The organism is Yoonia sp. R2331 (assembly GCF_041103235.1).
Taxonomy (GTDB): domain Bacteria; phylum Pseudomonadota; class Alphaproteobacteria; order Rhodobacterales; family Rhodobacteraceae; genus CANMYO01.
Genome location: NZ_JBGCUN010000001.1, coordinates 2,095,518 through 2,109,399, shown reverse-complemented (window position 1 = coordinate 2,109,399; position 13,882 = coordinate 2,095,518). Strand labels below are relative to the sequence as shown.

Sequence of the window (13,882 nt, the reverse complement as noted above, 5' to 3'; positions counted from 1 at the left end):
CCCTGATGGCTGATCTGATTGTGCATGAAATGGCGCCTTTCACGCTGCTGGGTGGTGCCGATGTTTCGCCGACTGTTCTTAAGATATGCCTAAGCCGCGCGCCGTGCGTGGTTGCCGCCGACGGCGGCGCGGATACCGCACTTGCGGCAGGTCTATCACCCTTGGCGGTGATCGGCGACCTTGACAGTGTTGGTGCTGCGGCGCGTGCGGCCTTTGCCGACCGGCTGCACTGGATCGATGACACGAACAGCACCGACTTTGAAAAGGTGTTGCAACGGACGCGCGCGCCGCTGGTCCTGGCGGCGGGGTTTCTGGGTGGGCGGGTCGACCATACCTTTAGCGTGCTCAACACCCTGGCGCGCTATCCCGAGGCACCGGTTGTGCTGGTGAATGACGCCGACGCGGTCACGCTGCTGACCCGTCCAGTGACGCTTGATCTGCCCCCCAACACACGGCTTTCGCTGCTGCCGATGGAAGCAGCAGAGGTCACGACCACCGGCCTGCGCTGGAACCTCAGCGCCGCCGCGATGCAACCTGCCGGGCTAATCAGCCCCTCAAATGCGGTGGTCGAAACACCGGTGACGATCACGCCCCGGGGGCGGGTGTTTCTGACGGTGCCTCTGTCGGCGCTGGACGTTGTGACAGCCGCCGTTCACGGGCAATAATATAAAGCCCCGCACCCACTGTGATGCAGATGCCAAGCGCGGCAAGTCCGTTGGGCAGGTCTTTGAAGATCAGCCAGCCGATCAGCGTGCCAAACGGGATTTCAAGGTATTGCATCGGGGCCAGCGTGGCAGCAGGGGCAAAGCGCAAGCTCCATGTCATCATCAGATGCGCAATGGTGCCCAACACCCCAAGCCCCGCCAGCAGCCACAGCGCCGTGCTGCCGGGCAGCGGCAATTGCAGCACGGGAAAGCTGCCCAGCAGCAGGGCCACAGGCACCAGCATCAAGCTGGCTTGCAAGCCGCTGACAGTTTGCAGCGCAATGGGGTCCAGCGTCTTGGCGATCTTGCGGGTCACCAGCATGAACAGGGCAAAGTCGATGGCCACAGCCACCGGCAGCAGTGCGGGCCAGCCGACGGTGGCAAAGTTCGGCTGAATGACCAGTAAGGTGCCGATAAACCCGATCCCACAGGCGATCATCCGTTGGCGGCCCACCTCTTCGCCCAGCACCAGATGGCCCAGTAGCAGCATGATGAAGGGCATCACAAAGGCAATCGCCAGCGCATCCGCCAGCGGCAGATAGCGCAAGGCGCTGAACATAAAGCCGATACCAATGATATGCAGCGCGCTGCGCGTCCAGGTTAGCGCCATGATTCCCTTTGGTAGACGCAGGCTCAACCCCGCCCACCAGACCAGCGGCAAGAGTAGCACGACCTGAATCGCAAAGCGCGCCAGCAACAGCATGGTCAGCGGCAATTGCCCGCCCAGCAGCTTGGCGATGCTGTCACCCAATGGAGCCAACATGCAAAAGCCAAGCATCAGCAGGATGCCAAGAAAGGGGCGGTCGGTATGCATAGGCGCAAGCTAGGGCGTTGGGCGCGGCAGGGCTAGTGTGAGACGTCAATTGATTTGGACATTTCCCTCACGACATTGACCCAAAATGCTTTAGATCGGCATAGCAGACCTTCGCGCGGGTGGTGGCGAAGGTCTCAAAAGAGCCCATACCTCCTGAGTTCTGCGAGGAGTGCGAACGGCAGCTTTGCAACTTGGTGCATCCCGAATAGTGTAGGCGCATGAACGAATTCCGAAACGCGAAACCTTCCGACGCCCAGCGATGCTTTGAGATCGAAACTGATGCCTATGAAGGCGACGAGGCGGCAACCCTCGAAAAGATATCCAAGAGAATTGAGGTCTATCCCGATGGTTTCCTCATTCTTGAGAAAAGAGGCGAGATCGTGGGCTTCATAAATTGCGGATGTGCTTATGAAGTCGAAATGTCCGACGAGGAGTTCAAGGAGCTTGTTGGCCATGACCCGGACGCTCCAAATGTGGTCATAATGTCTGTTGTTGTTGATCCCGCGCATCAGGGCAAGGGCTTGTCACGGGCATTGATGGTCGAATTCGTGGGGCGCATGAAAAGACTAGGTAAGTCGACAATTCATCTCATGTGCAAAGAGCATCACGTCCCGCTTTATCAGAGATTTGGATACAGCTATTTACAGCCATCGATTTCCGACCATGGAGGAATGACTTGGCATGAGATGTCTATGAAACTTTGAACTTTCTGGAGTGAGAGAAGTGATACCACTTGAAAATCCTTTGCGATTGGCCGTTGAAACGGATGCCCATGCACTTGCGGACCTGGTGAACTTCGCAGGCGAAGGCCTGCCGCTCCATGTCTGGACCGGGTTGGCGCAAGATGGCGAGGATGCTTGGGCCATCGGTCGCGCGCGACAGGCCGAAAAGGCAAAAGAGGGGCAAGTGGTCGTCATCGACTTTGGCAACGGGGCGGTTGCTGGCCTCACAGGCTATGGCATCGGATCTGAACCCGAAGAAATTGGAGATGACTTCCCAGCCTTGTTCCGCCCCTTGCAGGAGCTGGAAAACAAAGCCCTAGACAGCTGGTATGTTAATGTTCTGGCTTGCTACCCAGAGAACCGAGGACAGGGACTTGGTTCGAAACTGCTCGATGTCGCCGACGCGATAGCCCGCGACGCGGGGTACAACAAAATGAGTGTAATTGTCGCCGACGAAAACGTGGGAGCGAGACGTCTATACGAGCGAAAGGGATACTCTGAGCTGGACAAAGCCCCATGCGCCAAAGACGGGTGGGAGACTGAGACCGAAAACTGGGTCCTCCTCGTCAAGTCGCTTTCCTGAGTGTGCGAGTAATCAGACTTTCTTGGAAAAGACCGCTCTCGCTTTTGGGCTAAAGTGGCGTCGGCAATCACGAGCAGTCTTTCTTACTGCGCTGCTCGAGACCTGCCATTGCTGGGAGAACGACGAAGGTCGGCAAAGTTCCGCATTTGAGACATACGAGCTGATGCGCGGAAAGGCAGGTCTGGGCCAATGCTTCACGATTGAGCCGTTATTGCGTGAAACGGTCCGCTGCTCTGATTTGGCAATGTCGATGCACCGACTAGAAGATGCACGACGTTCCGCAGCTAGCCCTCTTGCGCGGGGATTGTGGCCGGTGCGCGTTCGCCAAGGGCAAAGCGCGCCACGTCGACATAGTCAAAGGCCAGTGAGATCGTGATCACCGTCAGGACTATCCCCATAGTCACCCGTGCCGCGCGGGGCGCATTGCCCTTGCTGATAAGGCGCCACAGATAGATCGCAAGCGGAGTCCACAGGATGATGTGCGGCAATCCCAACAGCTTCACATATCCCATTTGCTGAAACAGCATGTCGATGGCAAAGGCCGCGCCAAAGCTCGCGACGATGCAAAAGACTGCCGCCATCCGGGTCTCGCGCCAGATGAAGAGGGCCAGCGGCAAGACAAAAGCCCCAACAAAGAGAACCGGCAACCAATATTGCAGCCACGCGGGGCCAAAAGTGTTCATCGCTTCTGTCAGGGTCATCTCGGGTCCTTTCGCGCCAACCGTAGCTCGCAAATGATCTCGTCACTCGCGATGGGGTCAAACGCCCCGCCTGACCAATCGCCCAAGGTCCGCTGCATGTCCAGCCCGGCGCGCGCTGCGTGCTGGCGAATGGCGGGCAGATCAAGAAAGCGCAACGTGCTGATGCTGTCCTTGGGCCCCTCTGGCAGGTGATAGCGAGTGGTAAAGGTGATCTGATCCGCGCGCGCCTCATCCACCCAGCGGGACAGGGTGACCGGACCATCCGGCCCTTCAATCTCTTTGCGGTGATGCCAACGCCCGGCCCAATCCTGACGGGGGTTACGGGTCTCAAACACAAAGCGGCCCATCGGCGCCAGAAGCCTGCGGACGGTGGTAAACAGCCCCGCAATTTCGGTATCCTGCAGCAAGGTCTGAAACGCATGGCCGGTCATGTAGATCAGATCAAACGGCCCTTGGGCTGCATCCGCAAACCCCTCGACCCATCTGACCGTGTCACCGCAGGGGCGTTGCCGCGCGACATCCAGCATCGCACCCGCGGGGTCAACACCGGTGACGTCATGGCCGCCTTGCGCAATCCGCGCTGCAATCAATCCGGTGCCGCAACCAATGTCCAAGACACGGATCGGCGCCGGGCCGGGCAGGGCGGCGTAAAACGCCCGATCCGCGCTCCAGCCGCATTCGGCATCATAAAGCGCGACCAGTACGGGGTCGGTATAGTGCGGATCAAGCGATGGCATTGCGCCAAACTAGCAATTCGGCACGTTTACGGCGAGGCCACCAAGTGCCGTTTCCTTGTACTTCTCGCTCATGTCCATGCCGGTCTGGCGCATGGTTTCAATCGCGGCATCCAACGGTACCAGATGGGTGCCGTCGCCGCGCAGCGACAGGCTGGCGGCACTGACCGCCTTGATGCAGCCCAGCCCATTGCGTTCGATACACGGCACCTGCACCAGCCCCCGGATCGGATCACAAGTCATGCCCAAGTGATGTTCCAGCGCGATCTCGGCGGCATTTTCTATCTGTTCCGGGGTGCCGCCCATCACGGCACACAGGCCAGCGGCGGCCATCGCACTGGCGCTGCCCACCTCAGCCTGACAGCCGCACTCGGCCCCGCTGATGCTGGCGTTGAACTTGATCAACCCGCCGATGGCGGCTGCGGTCAGCAGGAACTCTGGCACCTTTGACACCGTGGCTCCCGGCACGTGGTCCAGCCAATAGCGGATCACCCCCGGCACCACACCCGCTGCCCCGTTGGTGGGGGCGGTGACTACCTGACCCCCGGCTGCGTTTTCCTCGTTCACCGCCATCGCATAGGTCGACATCCAGTCGTTGATCGTATGTGGGGCTGGCTGGTTCAGCCCGCGTTCCGCGATCAGCGCATCATGAATGCCCTTGGCGCGCCTGCGCACCTTCAACCCGCCGGGCAAGATGCCATCGGTGGTCAGCCCGCGATCAATACAGGCGTTCATCACCTCCCAGATCCGGGTCAGCCCCGTATCAAGCCCGCCTGCATTGCGGCGGCTCAACTCATTGGCGCGCTTCATCTCGGCAATGCTCTTGCCACTGGTCTGCGCCATCTCCAGCATCTCGACCGCTGACTTGAACGGATAGGGGACCGGCGGCCCATCGTCGGTGTCCTTGCCCGCGGCCAATTCCGCCTCGGTCAGGACAAAGCCGCCGCCGATGGAATAATAGGTGATCTGCGTGACCACATCGCCCTGCGGATCAAGGCCGCGCAGGATCATCCCGTTGGCATGGCCGGGCAGCGGATCGCCAAAGTCGAAAACCACATCATCCTTGGGATGAAACGCCAGCGTGCCCAGCCCCTCTGGCTGCACGTTGTGATCTGCGCGAATGCGCGCCAGCTCTGCTTCGGCCCGGTCCGCGTCATAGTTCTCGGCCACAAACCCCGCAAGCCCAAGGATCACCGCCCGGTCCGTCGCATGTCCGACACCGGTGAACGCGAGCGAGCCATGCAGACTGGCCCGCAGACCGGCGACCTTGAACGGCTGCGCGCGCAGATGATCCAGAAACCGTGCCGCTGCGACCATCGGACCAATGGTATGGGACGAGGACGGGCCAACGCCCACTTTGAACATGTCAAAAACGCTCAGAAACATCAGATCGCACGTCCTTCGGGCGGGTTCGGGGGTGAGGGGGCAGAAAACGGCATGGGGCCAAGCCCTTCGGCCGCCTGCGCCTTGGCGGTGCAGGCCCATTGGTCGGCGCGTCGGGCAAAGGCCAAAAGCCTTGGGTAGTCGGACAGGGCGAACCAGTCATTTGGCGCACCATAAAGCGCCAGCCAGCGCAGCATCGGTGCGAGATAGCAGCCCTGCGCTGTCGGGCCATCAGCCTCAAGCCACGGCGCGCGCGCGGCATCATTCATCACGCGCAACATCTCTGCGACCCGCGCTTGGGTTCTTTCGTGCAGCGCACGGACATCGCCATCGACGTGCTTGTCGGGATAAAACAGAATGCGCAGTGCGGGGTGCAGCGTATTGGCCAGCCAGACCAACCACTGCACATCATGGGCACGACCCGCGCCACGTGGGCCCGCCATCATCCCGCCGTTTTGGTCCGCCAGCCACAACAGAATCGCGCCGGTTTCAAACATCGGCCCCTCGGGTGTTTCCAGCACCGGGATCAGCCCATTTGGGTTCAGCGCCAGATATGCGGCACTGCGCTGGGCGCGCGCGCCGCGATCCACCAGCACCGTCTCAAACGGCAGGTCCAGATGATCGAGCGCCAGTCGGACGCACAAGGATGCGTTGTCAGGGGCGTAATGCAGGCGCAGCGGCGTGGTCATGTGGTGTTTCTACCGCGCAATCGCCCACGGGGGCGACCGAAACCGACGCTTGGTCACTCAAAAGGGCGCGGCAGATCGCGCGCGGCAGACTGGGCCCGCCAATCGGCAAAGGCTGCGTCAAACCGCGTCAGATCCCAGCGCAGGTCTTGCGGCGCGCCATGACGGTCCGTGAAAGTCATCTGCAATACACCACCGCCGCGCGCCGCGTTCAGGAAATCCTGCGCTGCCTCACCGTCCATCGTGCAGGTCAACCCAGTGCGACAGCCCAATCGGTTATCCACCCAGACCTGCGCGTCGTCGCGGATGATCTGCGGCCCCTCGCCGGGAAAGACGGTGCCTGCCTCCATCCCGAATTCGACACCGGCACCGGTGACAAAGACGAACATCGCCCCGAACTTGGGGCGGGCCGAAAACACCTCCACATAGCGGATATAGCACCGCTCTTCTGTCAGATCGCCGGTTGTGCGTTCATCGCAAAAGACATCCCACAACCCATAGGCCGCCTGATGCGTCACGACCCATTCGCCCGGCGTGTCATTGCCGTCCCGGTCCTGCGCCACCCCCACAGAGGCCATGCACGCCAACAATAGTGCCACGATATACTTCATCAAATTGCCTCCGCCTTTGCGCCACATTAACCAAGCCCGTGCAACACCCCAGACACGACCGCGTGAAGGGGGACTGATTTGCCCCCTCGCGCCGGTTTCTCTTTGGGCCTATAACGCCCTCGTCTGCTACAGGAGCTTGCCATGCCATCGGAACTGTCCCCCATCGACAAAGCAAAGTTTGTGGCCGCCAAACGTGCCACTGAATTTGTGGAAAGCGGGATGAAGGTGGGGCTTGGCACCGGATCGACAGCCGCCTGGCTTGTGCGCTGCCTGGGCGAACTGGTCCGGGACGAAGGGCTGCGCATCAAAGGTGTGCCGACTTCCAGCCGCACCGCGCAGCTTGCCCGCGATGTCGGGATCGAAGTGATTTCTCTGGACGAGGCGAAATGGCTCGACATCACCGTTGACGGCGCTGACGAATACGACGGTGATCTCAACCTGATCAAGGGCGGTGGCGGCGCACTTCTGCAGGAAAAGATCGTGGCAACCGCCTCTGACCAGATGGTCGTGATCGCTGATATCTCGAAAAAGGTGGATACGCTGGGGGCCTTCCCCTTGCCGGTCGAGGTGATCCCATTTGGCTGGCAAACCTCCAAGACCCTGATCGAAGAGATGCTGACCGGCATGGATGTGCTGGGCAATTCCGCCAGCCTGCGTATGAACGGCGACGCCCCCTTTGTGACGGACGAGGGCAACCATATTCTTGATCTGCACCTCAACCGGATCGGCAATGCGCGGCAATTGTCGCTGGTGCTCAATCAGGTGCCGGGTGTGGTGGAAAATGGCCTGTTCATCGACATCTGCGACGCCGTGGTGATCGGCTACGGCGATGGTCGGGTCGAAGTGCAGGATATCAACACCGGCACCAGCGAAGAGACCCGGTTTGATTTTCTTGAAACCGACAATCTGTTCTCTGACATGGCTGACTAGCGCGGTTTTGGTCTGACTAAGCAGAAAAGCGCCCAGCCACCGCCCCTCCGCGGTGGCAGGATGCCGCCTGTTCGCAGCCCTGCGCCATTGCAAGCGTTTTCAAGATATTAACCAAAGCTCCGCAACAATCGGTTCGGCGCTGTTCCGGCGGTTGTGCGATTTTTCGCTTATTTTCGAGCGGCTTAAGCCGGTTGGAACAATGCCGTTCTCTCGCCACAACGCCGTCCGCTTTGGTAGCTAGACCCGCACATAGGTACCGCACCCAGCCACCCGAAAGGACACATCATGCCAACACCCGCTGCCACAATTGCAATGGACCGCATCCTCAGATTCGTTGAACGCGATGGGGGGATCCAGAAGAACGTCTCGAACGCTGATATCCGGGGCGGGATCGCAGGTGGCGTGATGATGAACAACGCCATCGGGCAGGCCATTGAAGACACTGGCGTGAATGATGATGGCCGGATCACCGCCGCCGATCTGATGAAGATCAGCGACCACATCCGCGCGAATCCTGCGCTTTATGGTGAATTTGTGATCGGTCACGGCGATGATGAAGGCAACGAAGAAACCGGTTTTCATCTGGTGCAGGGTGACGGTGGCACGTTGCAATTTCAGGGCCGCGACTACGTGGATACCGTGGCCGACGCGATCTACCATGTCGGGTTCCGTTACCGCGATGGCCGGTTGCTGAACGAAGACGGTAACGCCAATGAAACGCTCGTGGATGTAGCGGGTTGGCTGAATTATTTCGTCAATGGCCAAAACCGTGTCTATGGCTCATCCAAGTCCGAAACCCTGCACAGCGGCGACTACTCCAATGCCTTCGCAGCCGCCCGGAATGAGATTTTCACCGCCGGAGGCGGGGCCGACAAGGTTTGGGCTGGCGATGGTGATGATATCGTCTGGGCCGGGTCGGGCAACGACAAGGTCGGCGGGGGCGAGGGGCACGACACCATTGATGGCGCAGGCGGCGACGATGACCTTTATGGCGAGGGTGGGTGGGACACAATCACCGGCGGCGACGGCGAAGATGACATCGGCGGCGGCAACGGCGCGGACAAGCTTTATGGCGGCAAGCACAACGACAAAATCTATGGCGACACCGGCAATGACCGGCTCGAAGGCGGTGCTGGCTGGGATAAGCTGAGCGGTGGCGATGGCGACGACGTCATAAAGGGCCAGGACGGCAACGATTCCCTTTATGGCGGATCAGGTTTTGACAATATCTCTGGCGGCAAAGGCGACGACAAGATCGGCGGCGGCGACAATGCTGACAAGATTTCGGGTGGCGGCGGCGCAGACACCATTGGCGGCGATCACGGCAACGACAAGATTTATGGCGGTGACGCTGGCGACATGATCTATGGCGGCGATGGCTTTGACTGGATCGACGGCGGCAGCGGCGGTGATGAGATTCACGGCGGCAATCACGGCGACAAGATCTTTGGCGGGGCTGGCCGTGACAAGCTCTACGGCGGCGACGGCAATGACCGGATTTCAGGTGGCGACGCGCTCGATCATCTGCACGGTCATGATGGTGATGACGTTCTTCTGGGGCGCAATGGCAACGATCTGGTCTATGGTGGCGAAGGCCGCGACCGCTTTATCGGCGGCAAGGGGGCGGACATGATGCACGCCTGGGAAAGCAAGAACGTGCAGGATGTCTTTATCTTTGAACCCGGCGACACCGGCGTTAGCAAATCCAGCCGCGACATGATCGAGGGCTTCAAATCAGGCATCGATAAGATCGACCTCAGCGCCTATGACAACCTGCGCTTCGTGAACGACGCTGATTTCAATGGCACCGGCCGGGGCGAGGTTGGCTTTGTCGGGCGCATGGTGATGATTGATGCTGACGGCGACGGGCAGATCGACGCGATGATCGAAATGAAGCATGTAGATGACATGGCCCGCGGTGACTTTATCCTTTAGACCCCGCCCTTGGCCCACAATCGCGTCAGGGGCCGTTGTCCTTAGCAGTCGTGATGTTTAGGTTGCGCCAAAGCAGCAGACCGACGGGACGACGACAATGGCATTTGACTACGACCTCTACGTGATTGGCGGCGGCTCTGGTGGGGTACGTGCTGCGCGCGTTGCTGCCGCCACGGGCGCCAAAGTCGCATTGGCCGAAGAATACCGCATGGGCGGCACCTGCGTGATCCGCGGCTGCGTGCCCAAAAAGCTGATGGTGTTCGCCAGCACCTATCCCGCCCAGGTGGCCGAAGCGCAGGCCTACGGCTGGGACGCCCAGATCGGCGCATTTGACTGGGCGGCCTTCAGTGGCAAGCTCAACGGCGAATTGGATCGGCTTGAAGGCGTCTACCGCAACCTGCTGGGCGGCTCTGATGTCGAAATCCACGACGGGCGCGCTGTGCTCAAAGACCCGCATACGGTCACGATCAATGGCAAGGACGTCACCGCCAAACACATCCTGATCGCCACCGGCGGCCATCCGGTCCGCCCCGATATGCCCAATGCGCACCTGGGGCTGTCCTCCAATGACATCTTCAAGATGAAGAAACTGCCCAAATCTGTACTGATCATCGGCGGCGGATATATCGCTTGCGAATTCGCCTGCATCCTGCACGGGCTGGGCGTGAAGGTGACACAATACTATCGCGGCGCACAAATTCTGCGCGGGTTTGATGACGAGGCGCGCGGCCTTTTGGCCGAAAGCATGATGGGGCGCGGCATTGATCTGCACCTTGGCACCAACATCGTCGAGATGGGGCCTGCCTCGGATGACCACAGTGTGCCACAACCCACCGCCAGCGACGCCGCTGGCGGGGCAGGGGTGCCCGACAACCATGCGCAGGCCTACGACGGACCGATCTGGGTGAAATCCACAAACGGCTCAGAACAGGTCTTTGACCACGTGGTTTTTGCCACGGGCCGCGCACCCAATACCACGGATCTGGGGCTGGAGGCCGCGGGCGTGAACACCAACCGGCGCGGGGCCATCGAGGTTGACGACTACAGTCAGACCAACGTGCCCTCGATCTATGCGATTGGTGATGTGACGGGCCGGGTGGAACTGACACCGGTGGCGATCCGCGAAGGCATGGCCTTTGTGGACACGGTCTTTAACGGCAAGCCCACCAAGGTCGATCATGACCTGATCCCCTCTGCGGTCTTTACCCAGCCGGAACTCGGCACCGTTGGCCTGACCGAAGAACAGGCCCGCGACGCAGGCCCGATTGATGTCTACTGCACCTCGTTCAAACCGATGCAGCAGGCCTTTGCAGGCGGGTCCGAACGGGTTCTGATGAAACTGATCGTCAGCCAGGAAACCCGCGTTGTTCTGGGCTGTCATATCGTCGCAGATCATGCGGGCGAATTGATCCAGATGGTTGGGATTGCTGTCAAAAATGGCCTGACAAAAGAACAGTTTGATGCCACCTGCGCGGTGCATCCAACCATGTCGGAAGAGCTTGTAACGATGAAGATGCCGATGCGTTCGGCTTGAATTTCGCCCTTTCGGGCACATTTGGTAGACCAACGGCCTTACGGGGTCATGAAATAAGGAAGATCAACGCACAATGGCAGGCAACAACGGTGGCCCATGGGGCGGCGGTGGCAACAACAACGGCGGAAACGGTGGCGAGCCACCACGCCCGCCACGCCCCCCACGAAACGACGGACCCAACATCCCAGAGATTGATGATCTGGTGAACAAGGGTCGCGAACAGCTGCGCGTCTTGATGGGCGGCGGCGGTCAGGGTGGCGGCTCTAACGGCACAGGCGGCGGTTCTGCTGGTCCGGGCCTGACGCGCGGCACCGTTGGCCTCGGCCTTTTGGCGGCAGCGGCCCTTTGGGCGTTCCAGTCGTTCTATACCGTGAAACCCGAAGAACAATCCGTTGAACTGCTCTTTGGCTCTTACATGTCGACCAATGGTCCGGGCCTGAATTTTGCCCCCTGGCCGGTTGTCACGCGCGAGGTTCAGGCCGTCACAACCGAACGCAGCATCGACATCGGCACCAGCCGGTCCGGCCTTGACGCTGGTCTGATGCTGACGGGCGACGAAAACATCGTCGACATCGACTTTCAGGTGGTCTGGAACATCGTTGACCTGCAGCAATACTTGTTCAATCTCGCTGACCCGCCGCAAACCATCGAAGCGGTCGCTGAATCGGTGATGCGCGAAATCATCGCCCAGTCAAATCTGGCCCCGATCCTCAACAGGGACCGTGGTGCGATTGCTGACCGTCTGCGCGACGAAATCCAGACAACGCTGGATAGCTACGACAGCGGCGTGAACATCGTCCGTGTGAACTTCAACAAGGCCGACCCGCCAGAGCCGGTGATCGCTGCCTTCCGCGACGTGCAGGATGCGGAACAGGAACGTGACCGGGCCACAAACCTGGCCGACGCGACTGCCAACCGTGTGGTGGCCGAGGCCCGTGGTCAGGCCGCGCAAACGCTGGAACAGGCCGAAGCCTACCGCGCACAGGTCGTCAACGAAGCCGCTGGTGAGGCGTCACGCTTTACCGCTGTTCTGGACGAATACACCAAAGCACCCGAAGTCACGCGCAAGCGGATCTACCTCGAAACGATGGAACAGGTCCTTGGCGGCGTCGACATCATCTTGCTGGATGAAAACAGCGGCGGTGGCGGCGGGCAGGGCGTTGTTCCCTATCTGCCCCTGAATGAGCTGCGTTCGAACCGAACCACCAACACCGGAGGGTCAAACTAATGCGGAAATCAGTTTTCCTTCTGCCCGCCCTTGTTGTGATCGCCGTTCTGGCCATTTCGTCTGTGTTCATCGTGGACGAACGCCGCAAGGCGCTGGTGTTGCAGTTTGGTCAAATCGTCAAAGTGCAGGAAGAACCTGGCCTGGGTTTCAAAATCCCGCTGGTGCAGAATGTCGTTTTTTATGACGACCGCATCCTCAGCCGTGACCTTGAACCGCTCGAGGTGACACCCTCGGATGATCGCCGCCTCGTGGTCGACGCCTTTGCGCGCTACCGGATCTCGGATGTGGAACGGTTCCGTCAGGCCGTTGGTGACGGCGGCGAAGAACGCGCCGCATCGCGTCTCGACGGTATTCTGCGCGACACCACGCGGAACGTGCTGGGTACGGTCTCGTCCAACGACATCTTGTCAACGGACCGGGCCGCGCTGATGCTGCGCATCCGCAATGACGCGATCTTCGAAGCCCGGTCTCTGGGGCTTGAGGTGATCGACGTTCGGTTGAAGCGGACAGACCTGCCGCCGGAAAACCTCAACGCCACTTACGAGCGGATGCAAGCCGAACGGACACGCGAAGCCGAAGACGAACGCGCACGGGGCCGCGAGGCCGCGCAGCGGATCGAGGCGCAGGCAGAAAGGACCGCTGTCGAACTGACCTCCGATGCGCTTCGTCAGGCCGAAATCACCCGTGGTGAAGCCGACGCCGAACGCAACGCGATCTTTGCCGAAGCCTTTGGCGCGGACCCGGAATTCTTTGAATTCTATCGCTCCATGACGGCCTATCAACGGTCGCTGACACCGGGCAATTCCTCGATGGTGCTGTCACCTGATTCAGAATTCTTCAACTATCTGAAATCTGACCAAGGTGCGCGGAGCGCCGAGGGCGAGTAATGGTCTACGTCCTGACAGGCCTTGGCCTTGTCCTGTTGATCGAGGGGCTGGTGTACGCACTGGCCCCTTCGCTTGTCGAAGACCTTCTTGCCGCCCTGCGCAGCCTGACGCTGGAACAACGCAGGGTGTTTGGCCTGCTGTCCATGGCCCTTGGTAGCTGTGTGCTGACGGCTGCTTACCTGTTGGGCGGTTAGCGGGCAGGGGCACGGGCGGTGAATGCCGCTACGAATGGCGAGATTGCAGGGTAAACCGGACCAATGCGGCTGCGGCTATTGCCGGCGCAGCATCTGTGGCACTTGCCCCAAGGACTGAACCGCCTCGTCGCTCGCAGCGATAAACCGGTCACTCGCCAGGGCTCCAAAACGCAAAAATCAAACGTCACTTTTCCCGCACGGGGCCAGAACTACGAGGACCCTTTCAAAGCCGTCTT

15 protein-coding genes are annotated in these 13,882 nt (G+C 60.3%); 9 read left to right on the top strand and 6 right to left on the bottom strand.

The features are described 5' to 3' along the window. Nucleotides 1–5 precede the first annotated feature (5 nt). On the top strand, nucleotides 6–665 hold the full coding sequence (locus AB3Y40_RS10855; protein WP_369438803.1) for a thiamine diphosphokinase: 660 nt from the start codon (nucleotides 6–8) through the stop codon (nucleotides 663–665). Here the strand turns inward: AB3Y40_RS10855 and AB3Y40_RS10850 are convergent. Continuing rightward, entirely contained in the window at nucleotides 586–1,518 is a 933-nt protein-coding gene (locus tag AB3Y40_RS10850; protein ID WP_369438802.1) for a DMT family transporter, read from the bottom strand. The two genes, AB3Y40_RS10855 and AB3Y40_RS10850, sit on opposite strands and share 80 nt — an antisense overlap. Before the next feature lie 218 nt (nucleotides 1,519–1,736). On the opposite strand from AB3Y40_RS10850, the gene AB3Y40_RS10845 reads away from it, so the two are divergent. Next, the gene (locus AB3Y40_RS10845) at nucleotides 1,737–2,222 is read left to right on the top strand and encodes a GNAT family N-acetyltransferase (protein ID WP_369438801.1); all 486 of its coding nucleotides are present in this window, start codon (nucleotides 1,737–1,739) and stop codon (nucleotides 2,220–2,222) included. Nucleotides 2,223–2,241: 19 nt separating this feature from the next. Next, entirely contained in the window at nucleotides 2,242–2,823 is a 582-nt protein-coding gene (locus AB3Y40_RS10840) for a GNAT family N-acetyltransferase (RefSeq protein ID WP_369438800.1), read from the top strand. A 284-nt stretch (nucleotides 2,824–3,107) separates the two neighbouring features. Here AB3Y40_RS10840 and AB3Y40_RS10835 read toward each other — a convergent pair whose 3' ends face one another. The 5 genes from AB3Y40_RS10835 to AB3Y40_RS10815 are packed head-to-tail and all read right to left on the bottom strand — an operon-like array spanning nucleotide 3,108 to nucleotide 6,938. Further along, nucleotides 3,108–3,524: a hypothetical protein gene (locus tag AB3Y40_RS10835; protein ID WP_369438799.1), complete on the bottom strand. Its 417-nt coding sequence runs from the start codon at nucleotides 3,522–3,524 to the stop codon at nucleotides 3,108–3,110. Beyond that, on the bottom strand, nucleotides 3,521–4,261 hold the full coding sequence (locus AB3Y40_RS10830) for a class I SAM-dependent DNA methyltransferase (protein ID WP_369438798.1): 741 nt from the start codon (nucleotides 4,259–4,261) through the stop codon (nucleotides 3,521–3,523). The genes AB3Y40_RS10835 and AB3Y40_RS10830 overlap by 4 nt, the downstream gene beginning before the upstream one ends. 9 nt (nucleotides 4,262–4,270) lie before the next feature. Continuing rightward, nucleotides 4,271–5,644, bottom strand: coding sequence for an L-serine ammonia-lyase (locus tag AB3Y40_RS10825; protein ID WP_369438797.1), 1,374 nt, complete (start codon nucleotides 5,642–5,644; stop codon nucleotides 4,271–4,273). Continuing rightward, the gene (locus AB3Y40_RS10820) at nucleotides 5,644–6,330 is read right to left on the bottom strand and encodes a glutathione S-transferase family protein (protein ID WP_369438796.1); all 687 of its coding nucleotides are present in this window, start codon (nucleotides 6,328–6,330) and stop codon (nucleotides 5,644–5,646) included. The genes AB3Y40_RS10825 and AB3Y40_RS10820 overlap by 1 nt, the downstream gene beginning before the upstream one ends. 53 nt (nucleotides 6,331–6,383) lie before the next feature. After that, the gene (locus AB3Y40_RS10815) at nucleotides 6,384–6,938 is read right to left on the bottom strand and encodes an invasion associated locus B family protein (protein ID WP_369438795.1); all 555 of its coding nucleotides are present in this window, start codon (nucleotides 6,936–6,938) and stop codon (nucleotides 6,384–6,386) included. 141 nt (nucleotides 6,939–7,079) lie between these two features. On the opposite strand from AB3Y40_RS10815, the gene rpiA reads away from it, so the two are divergent. From rpiA to AB3Y40_RS10785, 6 genes are all read left to right on the top strand, one after another. Then, a complete protein-coding gene (rpiA, locus tag AB3Y40_RS10810; protein WP_369438794.1) occupies nucleotides 7,080–7,868 on the top strand; it encodes a ribose-5-phosphate isomerase RpiA in 789 nt (262 codons plus the stop codon). 285 nt (nucleotides 7,869–8,153) lie between these two features. Further along, nucleotides 8,154–9,803, top strand: a complete 1,650-nt coding sequence (locus AB3Y40_RS10805) for a calcium-binding protein (protein WP_369438793.1) — start codon at nucleotides 8,154–8,156, stop codon at nucleotides 9,801–9,803. Nucleotides 9,804–9,900: 97 nt separating this feature from the next. Next, a complete protein-coding gene (locus AB3Y40_RS10800; protein WP_369438792.1) occupies nucleotides 9,901–11,337 on the top strand; it encodes an FAD-dependent oxidoreductase in 1,437 nt (478 codons plus the stop codon). A gap of 73 nt (nucleotides 11,338–11,410) precedes the next feature. Next, on the top strand, nucleotides 11,411–12,565 hold the full coding sequence (gene hflK / locus AB3Y40_RS10795; protein WP_369438791.1) for an FtsH protease activity modulator HflK: 1,155 nt from the start codon (nucleotides 11,411–11,413) through the stop codon (nucleotides 12,563–12,565). Next, entirely contained in the window at nucleotides 12,565–13,452 is an 888-nt protein-coding gene (gene hflC / locus AB3Y40_RS10790) for a protease modulator HflC (protein ID WP_369438790.1), read from the top strand. The genes hflK and hflC overlap by 1 nt, the downstream gene beginning before the upstream one ends. Then, nucleotides 13,452–13,646, top strand: a complete 195-nt coding sequence (locus AB3Y40_RS10785; RefSeq protein WP_369438789.1) for a DUF2065 family protein — start codon at nucleotides 13,452–13,454, stop codon at nucleotides 13,644–13,646. Before hflC ends, AB3Y40_RS10785 begins: the two co-directional genes overlap by 1 nt. Nucleotides 13,647–13,882: the final 236 nt, after the last annotated feature.

What these genes read in the sequence shown, in the direction of transcription:
- AB3Y40_RS10855 (WP_369438803.1), top strand. Translation starts at nt 6, where the DNA reads ATGGCTGATCTGATTGTGCATGAAATGGCGCCTTTCACGCTGCTGGGT.
- AB3Y40_RS10850 (WP_369438802.1), bottom strand. Translation starts at nt 1,518, where the DNA reads ATGCATACCGACCGCCCCTTTCTTGGCATCCTGCTGATGCTTGGCTTT.
- AB3Y40_RS10845 (WP_369438801.1), top strand. Translation starts at nt 1,737, where the DNA reads ATGAACGAATTCCGAAACGCGAAACCTTCCGACGCCCAGCGATGCTTT.
- AB3Y40_RS10835 (WP_369438799.1), bottom strand. Translation starts at nt 3,524, where the DNA reads ATGACCCTGACAGAAGCGATGAACACTTTTGGCCCCGCGTGGCTGCAA.
- AB3Y40_RS10830 (WP_369438798.1), bottom strand. Translation starts at nt 4,261, where the DNA reads ATGCCATCGCTTGATCCGCACTATACCGACCCCGTACTGGTCGCGCTT.
- AB3Y40_RS10825 (WP_369438797.1), bottom strand. Translation starts at nt 5,644, where the DNA reads ATGTTTCTGAGCGTTTTTGACATGTTCAAAGTGGGCGTTGGCCCGTCC.
- AB3Y40_RS10820 (WP_369438796.1), bottom strand. Translation starts at nt 6,330, where the DNA reads ATGACCACGCCGCTGCGCCTGCATTACGCCCCTGACAACGCATCCTTG.
- AB3Y40_RS10815 (WP_369438795.1), bottom strand. Translation starts at nt 6,938, where the DNA reads ATGAAGTATATCGTGGCACTATTGTTGGCGTGCATGGCCTCTGTGGGG.
- rpiA (WP_369438794.1), top strand. Translation starts at nt 7,080, where the DNA reads ATGCCATCGGAACTGTCCCCCATCGACAAAGCAAAGTTTGTGGCCGCC.
- AB3Y40_RS10805 (WP_369438793.1), top strand. Translation starts at nt 8,154, where the DNA reads ATGCCAACACCCGCTGCCACAATTGCAATGGACCGCATCCTCAGATTC.
- AB3Y40_RS10800 (WP_369438792.1), top strand. Translation starts at nt 9,901, where the DNA reads ATGGCATTTGACTACGACCTCTACGTGATTGGCGGCGGCTCTGGTGGG.
- hflK (WP_369438791.1), top strand. Translation starts at nt 11,411, where the DNA reads ATGGCAGGCAACAACGGTGGCCCATGGGGCGGCGGTGGCAACAACAAC.
- hflC (WP_369438790.1), top strand. Translation starts at nt 12,565, where the DNA reads ATGCGGAAATCAGTTTTCCTTCTGCCCGCCCTTGTTGTGATCGCCGTT.
- AB3Y40_RS10785 (WP_369438789.1), top strand. Translation starts at nt 13,452, where the DNA reads ATGGTCTACGTCCTGACAGGCCTTGGCCTTGTCCTGTTGATCGAGGGG.